The following is a 12,606-nucleotide window of genomic DNA, read 5'->3' as shown; positions in this document are numbered from 1 at the left end:
AAACCGCGACTTTGATAAAACGCAAAAAAGGGGGAGGGGAAGAACAATTCCCCTCCAGCACCCGTTTGTGCCCTATGTTTTACGAATTATTTTGCGTCGTCCATCCACCAGTTGATCACATGGAAGAACTCTCCGTAGGCCAAGTTAGAGATTGGAGCATCCTCTTCCTTGAACTTAATTTTCTTGCTGTGTGCTTGCGGTGTACCGTATTGGTACAAGAAGATGTATGGAAGATCAGTAGAAATTTCAGTTGCGATTTCTTTGTAAACTTCTTTACGTTTTTCTTGGTCTACGACTTTAGTTCCTTCTTCCCACAACTTGTCGAGCTTATCGTTTTTGTAGAAGACCATGTTTTGTCCCGTAGGAGCAAAGAACTTGGAACTGAATGTAGATTCGCCGTCCGGATCCGGGCTGTTCAGGGACCAGCCAAGCAGGATTGCGTTAAATTTACCAGGAGTCAGGTTCTGTTCGTTCCATGCTGCGAAGTCGATCGCTTTAGGAATCATTTCGATACCAACATCCTTAAAGTTTTGCTGCATAACGAGCGAAACTTGTTCACGACGGCTGTTGCCTGAGTTATATTGCAACTCGAAGGAGAAACGATGTCCGTCTTTGACCAGAATGCCGTCGCTGCCGGCTTTCCATCCCTCCTCAGCAAGCAGTTGCTTAGCTTTTTCAGGATCGAATTGGTAGTTTACAGCCGCGTCACCAGGATCTGCCCAAGAGTTAGGCATAAACGGAGCGTTCATCAGCTGTCCAACGCCCTTCAGAACGTTGTCGACCATACCTTGACGGTTGACGGCATAAGCCATCGCTTGTCTTGTTTTTTGGCCTTCCCAAGGAACGAATTTGTCCTTGAAGTTTTCTGGTTTGCGGTTCAGACCAACGAACTCGTATTGTGGTCCTGGCAGGGATGCAACATTGATGGAATCAACCTTCTTAACCGCATCCAACTGAGTTACAGGAACGCCACTTACCAAGTCAATGTCGCCTTTGATCAGTGCTTGAACCTCAGTGTTTTGGTCAGCATAGATTTTGTAGATAACCGTTGCAATGTTTGGTTTAGGACCCCAGTAATCCGGGTTAGCTTCGAATTTCAGATATTCCTTTTGTTTCCACTCAGCCCATTTCCATGGTCCGCTAGTAACGGTTTTCGCAGGATCTGTACCGTAGGAATTTTTTTGCATTTCTGTAACTTTAATATCTTTGAGCACATGTTGCGGTGCAACTTCCGCAGCAAGGCTGTATTTGAATGGAGCATATACTTGCTTCATCGTAATTTTCACGTTTTGAGCGTCTACAACTTCGATTTTCGATACTTTGTCAAAGTTGGAGATTGCTGGTGAACCCGTTTCCGGATTCATGATTGTTTCAAGCGTGAATTTCACGTCGTCAGCTGTAATTGGCTGTCCGTCGCTCCATTTCAGGTTGTCCTTCAGCTTAATCTCGTAAGTGAGACCATCTTCAGAGATTTTCATAGGCTCAGCGGCCAGGGACCAAGGCTCAGCTACGACATTTCCTTCTTTGTCATAGTCGAACAATTTTGCATAGAGAAACTGTTCAGCATCACCGGAAGCCGTATCCTGTACGAAGATCGGGTTCACGCTAACGATGTCGGAGAAAGTACCTACAGTCAGTGTTCCACCTTGTTTAGGCTCTCCACTTTCAGCCGGCTTGTCATCCGTTTTTACTGCTTCTTCTTTCTTAGGCTCGTCTTTCGGAGCTTCTGCAGTTTTGGAATCACCGCAACCAACGAAAAGAGCACTGACAACAGACAATGATACCATCAAAGACAACCATTTTTTCTTACTTGCCATTTACCATATTCCTCCCCTTTGAAAATAAAAATGATGGATACCTGCAGTAGCTGCATGGAGCATCCCAAGACCTTTCTAACAGTTCAAACGAAACAAGTCCGTCTGGCTATTAGGTTGTACACCTGTGTTGAATTCGTTCTACAGACCCCCGAAGAAGCAATTCCCCTCTTGTATTCATTCATTGGTAAAAACAAGACGAGAAAACAGGTGAAGCAATATATTATAAATTAATATATCCAAATGTTGGGAGATTCGCGCCCAATATAATTCACGTATAGCACAAGCCAATATTGTGAACATACCGGACGAATTTTACGCGATCCTAATAACGCAATAAAGCATTAATGCTTTAAATGACCATCGGTCAATTGAACTCAGCAAGAATGACCATAGACCTTACTGGTTAAAACTTCCTAATATAAATTTAATGTAAATGATACGTGTAAATTTATATCACGTCAATATTTTTTTTGGGTACAATGTATTAATTTTTTTTAATGATCAAAAACCAGCGCTATCAAAGGATTTGTTGCGAAATAGGGACCAATTTCCTTAAGAATTTTAATGTTAAAAGCAGAGGATGCCTGTATTAAGAAATGGTCAATTAGGAGAGCAATAAAAATTGTAAATCGCTTACATTAGTAATATTCATTTTTCCGTGTCATGTTATATGACATGGAGGGCGATTTGATATAATACGTTAAAATGTACTCGATACAAAATCATCTGTCAATGAAAATGTTTACGCTATGTATTCTTTTATTATTCGATGACGAGCCAATAAATCCTTTATGAGAATTGAAATAAACAATAAGAAAAGAGGACCCTCGGGTCCTCTTTTCTCCCTATGATCTATTACATCATCACAGGTTATTGGCGAACGCCAGTCGTTACAATTTCACAAGGTCCGATCGGCAGTTCGATGGAGCTGCTCGCATCAAGCTGGTCTTCGTTGTATTCCTCGAGTATGGTCGTTTTGTAAACCGAGCTACTAGGCTTGGAAACCTCAAGGCGCAATGTGCAAGGTTCAGACTTCATGTTGAACCAGCGCAGCATGTCATCTCCGGACTCCTCGCTAACTTTCCAAGAAGAAAAGGCCATGTGGTTGGATTCCCACGCAATGGTTGTATGCTCGGCAGGAATTGTTCCGTCATGAAGTCCCGTTTGACTGACGGTCCATGGAATCTGGAATTGGTATGCCTCTTGATAAGCTCCTGCATCGACGCCGTCGCCACTGTGAGGGATGATCTCTAACTGAACGGTATGTTCTCCAAGACATTGGGCTTCCGGTGTAAGGAAATGCCCCCAGTCACCAAGTTCGCCCACGGAGCGGAGCAAGGTTACGGCAATGGTGTTGCGTCCATCGCGCAGTACTTCATACTCGTTCAAGCCAAGATTGGCCACCGTTAAGCCGGCGCCTTCGCCGCTAACATCGACGAACGCCTGCTGATGCTGCGCATTGCTAGGGTTTTCCCATTCCTTCGCAGGAACGTTGTCACGGGTTGCGATCTCGAACATAGAATCGACGTGATGCTTGGACGACTCGATATCCGTAGGCATCAGCATACGCACGCGGTGATCCTTAGCCTGGTTATTAAAGCTGGCTTCGATCTTGACGCCTCGACCTCCCCGCTCCAGAACAACCCGGGTGCGAATGTTCATTGGGACGGTTTCCTTTACTCGCTGTGCCTTACGGGCAGGATAATACACCAGCTCCACCTGCTCCTGATCCAGCAGCTTGTCTGCAGAGGCAGGAATGGCCCAGTCATGAGCGATCTCCAGAACGGCACGATAAGGCGTATCTTCTACGACACGGATCGATGCCTTCAGATCTCGGGTAGTCAGAGCCTCTTCACCCTCAGGTTGCTTGTACATGTACTCATTACCGATATCTCCCGTGTCTTCATAGATCAACAGATCACTGTACACACGGCCGGTTTGCTTGTCCGTAATTGCAATGCTGCCATTTGCGGCCGCTTCCACTCGAAGGTTGTCATTTTCCATGACATACCCCTCTTTTACAAGCGAATTCGTATTAACCGTTAGACCTTCGGCTGCAGATCCGCCAACCAGTGCATAGGTTTTGAGTCCAAGCGCAGGAATCTGTTCTGCCTGCAATGTAATCCGAACGGCACGAGCCATATATGGCTGGCGGAATTTATCATCCGGCAAATCGTAGCCGAAGCGCAGGCCCAGATCTTCAAGCGTGTATGCGACCGGCTTGCCTTCAGCATCGATAACAGCACGTACTCCTAGATCAAGCTCCTTCATTCGGTTGCTCATCTCTTCGAGCGTGCCTCCATCACGGAAATATGCCCGCTTCACATCAAGCTCTACGGATACTGTTCCACTGCGTTTCCAGCCGGTTGTGTTGAACACGACAAACGGAAGCGTACCCTCACCGTAAGTGCGGAATACGGAAGTGTCTACCGCATCGGCAATCGCCTGCTTGCTCTCATCAATGATCGATTCGGCGACATTGCGGCTTTTAGCAAAGCGCGTCACCATTTCACTGTGAACCTCATCCACGCTGCAACCGCAGATACTGTCATGCGGATGGTTTTGCATCAGTGTTTTCCAGGCATAGGTAAACATATCATGCGGGTACTCCTGACCAGCAAGACGTGCATACGAAGCCAGCGGCTCGGCCACTTTTTCTAATATCGCTTGTCCATGCTGATTCATTTGCTTCAGATACACGCGGGCCGAAGCCGTGTTCACGAGCGTACCCCAACCATCGGTGCGTTGGCTGCGCAGCTCGCCGCGTACGACGGATAGCTCGCCTTCCTTGGCTTCCCGCACTGCTTCCAGGTATTTAGGGAAATTCGAATGCACGAATTCCGTATCCGGATATAGGGAGCGTGTCGTTTCCATAGCCTGTGCCAAATCGGTCTGGATCGGTTGGTGATCGCAGCCGTTCATGTACAGAAGCTCAGACGTCGAAGCATACTTTTCAGCGTCGGCGAGCTTCTTGTCCCAGAATATCTTAGCTTCTTCCGGATCGACCGGAACCTCGTTACCGTTGCTGTACCAGTTGGCAAACAGAATGCCCAGAACCTTGGAGCCGTCCGGACCTTCCCAGATCAACTCGGAGAACGAGGATTCATAATCGGAATCCGCTACTGTGTTGTTAAAGCCGGTCGGCTTCACTCCGCGTCCGAACACGGCATTATCGATGCCCGACTGGCGCATCAGCTGCGGCGTCTGCCCTACCAGGCCGAAGGTATCCGGGAAGTAGCCGATTTTGGAAATCTGACCATAGCGGCTGGCATCCTTGTGCCCAATCTGCATGTTGCGGATGTTAGCTTCGCCGCTTGTCAGGAAGGCATCTTGCAAGATGTACCATGGGCCGATGTAAATACGTCCCTCGCGGATGTATTTTTCCAGACGTTCCTTCTGTTCCGGACGGACCTGCAGATAGTCCTCTAGAATGATGGTTTGTCCATCCAGATAAAAGCTTTTATATTCCGTATCCTTTTCGAGCGTATCCATAAGCACATCCATGAGGCGAATCAGGCGCATGTGATGTTTTTCGTAAGGTAGATACCATTCTCTATCCCAGTGCGTGTGCGAAATGATATGTGCGGTTCTTTTGGATTGTGTCTTCGATGTCATGTGAGGTGATCTCCTCTCCCGTTATAGTCAAATCATGATTGCTTCAGCCGCGCTAGAGTTACTTCACTTCAATGCTTACTTCGTGTGGCCGATATACGGACAGCAGCTCTCCCTGTCCATCTACGGCGAACAAAACGGAGCGTTCCTTTTCGAGTTCAAACGCATATGTCTTTCCGGTTGCCTTGTCCTTGATTGCTACAGATGTATTCATAGCCTGCTCGGATACGAAAACGAAAAGCGCTCCCTCTTTATATAGAAGCTTTCTGCCGTAAATTCCAGAATTCTCACCTGAAATCCACTCCAGCTCAGGCGTATACCCCGACTGTGCTAGGACAAAGCGATAGAGTTCTGTGACAGCCTCTTCACGGTCGCTAATTTCGACAGGCAGCGGACAGAAAAACATTTGTCCATTACCAACGGACATTTTAATGAGCTTGGTTGGCTCTGTTTTTGCCTTTGTTTCCACCGATTCTTCCCCGCTAATGCCCCCAAATACTTCCTTCATGACTTGAGCGATTTTGCGGTTTCCGAAGGAGACCGGCAGCTGTTGTCCATCCAGATCCAGCACCTCTTCCCTCACCACGTTGCTGAGCATGCGGGTACCGTCTTCGAACCGTCCCAGTTCATTCTCCAGGCGGCTGGTCTGATGCCAGTAGGCATCGATTCCGATCGGACCCGTCACAAGCAGCGTAGACCCGCTCTCACGGATATAGTCGATCAGGAGCTCAAAGGCTTCATCAGCAATGTTATGCGCGCTCGGCAGCAGAATCAGCTTCGGAGGTGCATCCTGTCTTAGATCATCGATCTGATACTCACCGATGGCCCGGAATGGCACCTTCAGCTCGTAGGAGAGAATTCGCGTCAAACGCGTCGTGGCCTCAAAAGCCAACTTACGGTTGGAGAAGTCATTGGAATAAGGGAAAATAGCTACCACATCTTCCAGCTGACGGTCCACAAACAAGTCACGTGTACGGCCGATAAAGCTTCCGAAATCATAAGATACATCCGCCTCCGACTTCTCCGTACCGTCGGCACGCAGCGCGCCGATATGAGATTCGTTGGCGTTATCCATGTAGAAGTTGGTGTTCCAGATCCAGTGGATGGCGCCCGCGCCGCCCGTCGAGAAAGCATAGGCATACTTGCGTTCCAAGATGGAGCGCAGCTCCTTTTCGGAGCGCTTCGCGCGTCCGTCAGGCGTTTCCACGTACATGATCCCCGTCTCTTGAATCAGGTTCGGCTTGTCCACGGTTTTGGCGAAAATACCATCCCAAACAAGATGATCGTTAAGCCACCAGGAATGTACGGTCGTATAATCAACGACTTTTCCGTAAAAGAACGGAGACGGCCGTGATGCGCCCAGTGCCTCGTCCTGCCCAACTGTAACGAGCTGATCCGGGTTATCTCTCTTAATCGCCCCTGTGAGCTCAGAAGCCCAGCGGTTATGCATCTCCATGGAGAAGAGTACATAGTCCAGCCAACGGGTTCCCTTTTTGCCCGAATGGATGTCCTGTATATCAAAGTTAATCTCCGAAGCTTCCGGTGGCACGGCAGCCGCGAAATCCGGCAGCTGCTCCGGCGTCATATTCCAGCGCTCCTGCAGAGCGGAAATATCGCCATGACGCTCCTTAAGCCACTCCACGAACGCTGCCTTCTCAAATGGGTCGCGCGACGAACGTGGTCCATCCGAGAAAATGCGCTCGGGATCAAACATCGACGGCTCATTAATGAGATCCCAGTCGACGTTGGACGTCGCCTGGTGACGCAGCGTAATAGAACGGATGAAGCGTTTTTGCGCTTCAAGGCTGCGCGGGTCCAAATACGGATTCAGACCTTCCCACGGTTCCGGGGTAAAGGAGAAAAACGTAAAGGTAACCTGCAGTCCATGTTTCTTCGCCGTCAGCAGGAAGGCGTCGATCGCACGTAGCACCTCTTCCGAGGCGTGGCCGTCTGCTTGCATCACGTTGCGGTATGCCGTCCAGATGCCGGTGCGGATCCAGTTAATGCCTGCATGCGCCATTTGGGCCATATCCTTGTCCCATACAGCCGCATTCGGCAAGAACAAGAACTTCCGTGCCACATCGGATGCCATATAGGTCATGCCTACGACAGGCAGCGGCCGTCCGTCCTTGATAAAATAATCACGTCCGCAGGATACTGGCGTGCCCTCGCTCAGCAGCTCGGCATCATGCCCCCAGTAGCCCTGGTTCAGATAACGGGTCTCCCCATGTTCGGACTCTGCCCGGCACTCCACCCTATACATTCCCGGCTTAATGTCCTCAGGAACCGGAATGCGAAGGATTTCCATCTCTTTTCCTGTCTGAATGGATACCTCCGTTGCGAAAACCGGCTCCTGCTCATCCGCATGACGAACGGTGATGTTAAAGGTCCATTCCGTCTGCTCATCGCCGAGATCGCGTCCGAGATCCTGCGTCTGCAGCGTGAGTACGGCCCGCTCTCCCGGGAGATATGCCGCATATCCCGGTTTAAGCGACCATTCCGTAACGCCGTGACTGCAGTAAGCAGCCCATTCAAGCAGCGCCTCTGCTCCGCCATGCTCCCAGAACCCTTGTCCAAGGATTTGGTTCACGAACAACCAACGTCCACCGGCAAACGGCCCTCTGCTGTTCTCCCACTGGACGACAGGTGCAGCCACTTCGCGGCCATCTGCGGAATAACCTTTTAGAATCGCCGATATTTGCGTGTCCATCGATCCGGCCGAACCCATTTGATGGGGCAGCTCGACATTTTTGGTGACATGCGGTACCAGGTTCCAAGTGTCAGCCACATCAAACAAAGCTTCATGGCCTTCGAACAGAGGATTCAGCGTATCCGCCTTTAGCTGTTTCACCGGGTCCGACTCTACCCGCAGCGCCTCATGGATATGGAGCTGTTGGTGATAAGCTGTCTGCTCCGCTTCAACCTTCCACTTACCCTCGGCCATCCTTACCGGACGCTTAAACGGTGCTCCCCCAAGGCTGAGTAGATTTCCCCCGCGTTTTAGAAAAGCCAATACCGCCGCCCATGCCTGCTTCGGCACATAAGGCGCATGCAGCATAACAAGCGTGCCTCCAGCAAGTTCACTCAGTGCAGCTTCAAGCCCTTCAGCATCTACGACATGCCCCGCTTCACGAAGCATGTTCAGATCCTGTTCCCCTGGGCGCGCTCCGTCATAAGGAAATAACCCATCGTAAAATATCAACATATCGCTCAAGAATGTTCGCTCCTTCCGCTCCCATGGATCAGCGTTACAATTTTATTTGTCCTTCTTCGATCAGTCCCCAGATCAGTTCCGCAAAGATACTGTTGGCCCATGCAAACCAAGGGCGCGTAAACTGGGAAGGGTCGTCCACGTTAAATCCTTCATGCATAAAACCGGTATCCGCATCCGTGCGCAAAATGGTATCGACGATTTCCTGCACTTCGGCCGGATCATTCGAGGTCAGCGCCTGCATGGCTAGACTGATATGCCAAATGTATCGGTCAGGCGTATGCGGGCTGCCAATGCCTTTCGCTGCTGTACCCTCATAATAATAAGGATTTTCCTCGCTCAGAATAAAACGTCTCGTATTTTGGTATACCGGGTCGTTCTTATCGGCGTAACCGATGTATGGAATGGACAGCAGACTTGGCACGTTCGCATCATCCATCAGATTATAATTGCCAAATCCATCTGTTTCATAAGCATAGATTTTACCATATTTCGGATGACGATAGGTACCATAGGTTTGGATACCGAAGTCGATTTCCTCCTTCAGTACCGCCGCTGCCTCTTCAAAGTCTTCATCTTTATAAATTTCCCGGGCAATTTCTTCCATGTACCCCAAGACAACAACCGCAAACATATTCGCAGGAACCAGATATCCGAATGTGCAGGCATCATCGCTCGGACGGAAACCGGACCAGGTCATTCCGGTATAGTTGACCGGCATCCCTTTACGATTATTGCGAAGCGTATCCGATTTCGGTCCCTGGGTACGCGCAAACAGATACTGTGAATCCTCAAAATGGTTCTGTTCCGTTTTCCACAGCGCAATAATGGATTTTGCTGCTTTTCTATATTTTGCGTCAAAAATATCGGTATTCCCTGTAGCCTTCCAATACAGATAGCTCAGCTGGATCGGGTAGCAAAGCGAGTCGATCTCGTATTTGCGCTCCCAAATCCATGGACCCATCTCCGTTAAATCCTGATCCCAGCTCTTATAGTTCGGCTGTTCGTTGAACGCATTCGCGTAAGGATCAATCAGGATGCACTCAACCTGACGACGGACCAATCCGCCGATCAAACGCTGCAAATCCTCGTCTTCTTTGGCAAAAGGCAGGTATTGACGCACTTGGGCACTGGAATCGCGCAGCCACATGGCCGGAATATCTCCCGTGAATACAAAGGTCGTGCCATCTTCCAGCCGTTTCGTGGTCGTCTCGAGCGTGTTCGGATAGCACTGGCGGAACATCTTTTTAAGCTTCTCGTTTTGCAGCGTTTCGTCCGCCCTCTTCATCGCTTTTTGAATGGCATCCGGCAATACTGTTGTCATAGCGGGATCTTCCTCTCTCGTATTCTAAAATAAAATCAGTGCTTGTACATGAATAGAAAGACCTGGCAAGCGCATGTGTGCCGTCCAGGTCTTTTCTTTGTTGAAAATGTTCTTCTAGAACTACTATGGGATCAAACTTATTTTCCTTGAGCCGCTTTCCATTCATCGATCTGCTTTTGGACTTCAGCCATTACAGTATCCAGTCCGGCAGCTTTGAACTTCTGGTTCGCTTTGGCGATGTAATCCTTCGGATCCACCGTACCTGTCATCAGAGCAGGCATGTATTCATCCGATACGTTTTTCAGAGCTGCCATTTCGGTTTGCACTTTCGATGGGTCGAAGTGGAAACCAAGCAGCGGACTGCTTTTTGCATCGGTATTAAATTTCTTGAACTGTTCCCATTTATCCTTAGGATCGTTGTCGTACAGGTTCAGGATAAATTCGTTGCCAAGTGCGAAGGAAGGCATGTCATAATCTTTTGCAGCTGGAAGATCCGTAACAGTTCCGTCAGCGTTTTTCTTGTAATGTGTTCCTTCGATACCCATATCCACAAGGTTGCGGAGATAAGGATCGGTGTTCAGCAGGTTCAGGAATTCCATCGCTTTCTCAGGATTCTCGGACGTGCTGGAGATCGCCATCATAGAGCCAAGAACGGACGTGTTCGTCGCAATGGCATCACCGGCAGCCTTCGATTCGATATCATAACCCGCGCTACGGGACCAAGTCAGATCAGCGTATGGCTGGCTGTCAGCCATATCCACGAGCCATTTGCCGTTTTTCTGATAGTCGGAGTTGGTAGATGTTGCAATGTCAGCTGGAAGGTATCCGGCTTTGTAATATTTATGCAGCGTTTCGAATGTCTTCATTGTATCAGGTTGATCCAGGAAATTCACGACTTTATAATCGGTCGAATCAAACGGAATTGCCATTGGCAATTTTTCAGTGATGAAGTCATATGCCAGGTATGGAGATGTGTTTTTGTCACCCCAAAGTGGTGCATATCCTTCTTTTTCTTTGAATGTTTTTAAGATTGGTTCCAGGCTTTCCAGCGAGCTGACGTTGGAAATGTCCAGTTTGTATTTGTCCACGAATTGCTTGTTGAAGCGGAATACTCTTTGCGTTGCCACTTCTTTATTGGTAGGAATGCCGTAAATTTTACCGTTTACTTTCGCGCCTTCAATAAACTTCGGATCGAGCGCTTTCACAATTCCTTGTCCTTTGCTGTCCAGCAGGTCGTCAAGCTCTACGAATGCACCTTTGGAAACGTTTTGCAGGTAGTCATTTGCCCAAGAAGAAGTAAATGCGATATCGTAAGGTTCACCGGAAGCGGTGATAACCTGCATTTTTTTGCTGTAATCGCCAAATCCGATCATTTTAAGGTCAACGGTTGCGTTAATTTTCTCTTTGGTGTACTCGTTGATCTTTTCAACGACCTTATTAGTATCCTTCTGCGGATCACCAATTTGGTACCAAACCAGTTGGTAAGGTTTATCCTTCTTGTCTCCGCCGCTTGCGCTAGATCCTTCATCTTTAGATCCGCCGCATCCAGCAAGCACAACCGAGAATACGGTGACCAGGCTGACCACGGTGGCCAATTTCTTTTTCCACATGTGAAAATCCCCCTTCGTTGTGTATCAAAGTATACTGCTTACGAAGCTTATAATGCTATTTTCAAACCGGTATGGGTTGACCTACGGCCGGAGCCGGCGGCAGGCTGACGAATCAGCCCTTCACCGCACCTACCGTAAGACCGGAAATGAAAAACCGTTGGAAGAATGGATAGGCCAGTACGATCGGAACCGTCGCCAAAACGACCATCGCCATTCGTGCAGAATCCTGAGGCAGCGTGCTGAGCAAGGCCATACCTTGACCCGATCCGCTCAGTGCGGAGTTCGTCACCAGGAACTGCATGCTGTTTTCAATACGCATCAGAAGCGCTTGTAATGGAACCAAATTCGGATTATCGATGTACAGCAGGGCATTAAACCAGTCATTCCAGTAGCCCAGCGTGCTGAACAAACCGATGGTAGCAAGTCCCGGAAGCGAGATCGGAAGCACGACGCTGTAGAATACGCGCAGCTCGCCGGCACCGTCGATCTTGCCCGCTTCCACGATGGCATCCGGCACGGTTGTCCGGTAGAACGTCCTCATAATCATAATGTAGAAGGCGTTCACCGCAAGCGGCAGAATCAACGCCCATAATGTATCTTTCAAGTGAAGCATGCGGGTATTGATGATATACGAAGGAACCATCCCTCCGTTAAACAACATCGTAAAGATTGCAATGAATGAAAAGAAATTGCGGTAACGGAAACTGGAACGCGAAATCGCATATGCAAAGTGCGAAATCAGAACCAGTGACAGCAGTGCCCCCACCACGGTAATGAGAACCGTAATGCCAAACGAGCGCAGCAGCTGATCTCCTGTTTTGAAGATGTATCTGTATGCTTCAAGGCTCCACTCTTTCGGAATGATCCGATATCCGTCCCGGGACAGTGCCTTCTCATTCGTAAACGAAATGATGATGACGAACAGGAACGGAAACACGCAGGCAATCGAGAAGACTGCGGCGATTACATTGAGTATCGTATTAGATGCCCGTGAAGGCTGGTTTAAAGTTCTTGCTTTGGCCATCGCCTTTA

Annotated in this window: 6 protein-coding genes; all 6 read right to left on the bottom strand. The window is 48.9% G+C overall.

The features are described 5' to 3' along the window. Positions 1 to 86: 86 nt before the first annotated feature. Positions 87 to 1,817: a peptide-binding protein gene (locus GRF59_RS21575; RefSeq protein WP_160499799.1), complete on the bottom strand. Its 1,731-nt coding sequence runs from the start codon at positions 1,815 to 1,817 to the stop codon at positions 87 to 89. A gap of 870 nt (positions 1,818 to 2,687) precedes the next feature. Then, positions 2,688 to 5,432, bottom strand: coding sequence for an alpha-mannosidase (locus GRF59_RS21570; RefSeq protein ID WP_160499798.1), 2,745 nt, complete (start codon positions 5,430 to 5,432; stop codon positions 2,688 to 2,690). 58 nt (positions 5,433 to 5,490) lie between these two features. After that, a complete protein-coding gene (locus GRF59_RS21565) occupies positions 5,491 to 8,634 on the bottom strand; it encodes a beta-galactosidase (RefSeq protein ID WP_160499797.1) in 3,144 nt (1,047 codons plus the stop codon). 43 nt (positions 8,635 to 8,677) lie between these two features. Beyond that, a complete protein-coding gene (locus GRF59_RS21560; RefSeq protein WP_160499796.1) occupies positions 8,678 to 9,964 on the bottom strand; it encodes a glycoside hydrolase family 125 protein in 1,287 nt (428 codons plus the stop codon). Between the two features lie 137 nt (positions 9,965 to 10,101). After that, positions 10,102 to 11,574 carry an ABC transporter substrate-binding protein gene (locus GRF59_RS21555; protein ID WP_160499795.1) on the bottom strand — a complete coding sequence of 491 codons (1,473 nt, stop codon included), beginning with the start codon at positions 11,572 to 11,574 and terminating at the stop codon, positions 10,102 to 10,104. 112 nt (positions 11,575 to 11,686) lie between these two features. Next, a complete protein-coding gene (locus GRF59_RS21550) occupies positions 11,687 to 12,598 on the bottom strand; it encodes a carbohydrate ABC transporter permease (protein WP_160499794.1) in 912 nt (303 codons plus the stop codon). Positions 12,599 to 12,606 lie beyond the last annotated feature (8 nt).

It is taken from the genome of Paenibacillus dendrobii (assembly GCF_009807035.1).
GTDB lineage: Bacteria > Bacillota > Bacilli > Paenibacillales > Paenibacillaceae > Paenibacillus_AQ > Paenibacillus_AQ dendrobii.
The sequence above is the reverse complement of the archived record's forward strand: the minus strand, read 5'-3'. Positions and strand labels throughout refer to the sequence as shown.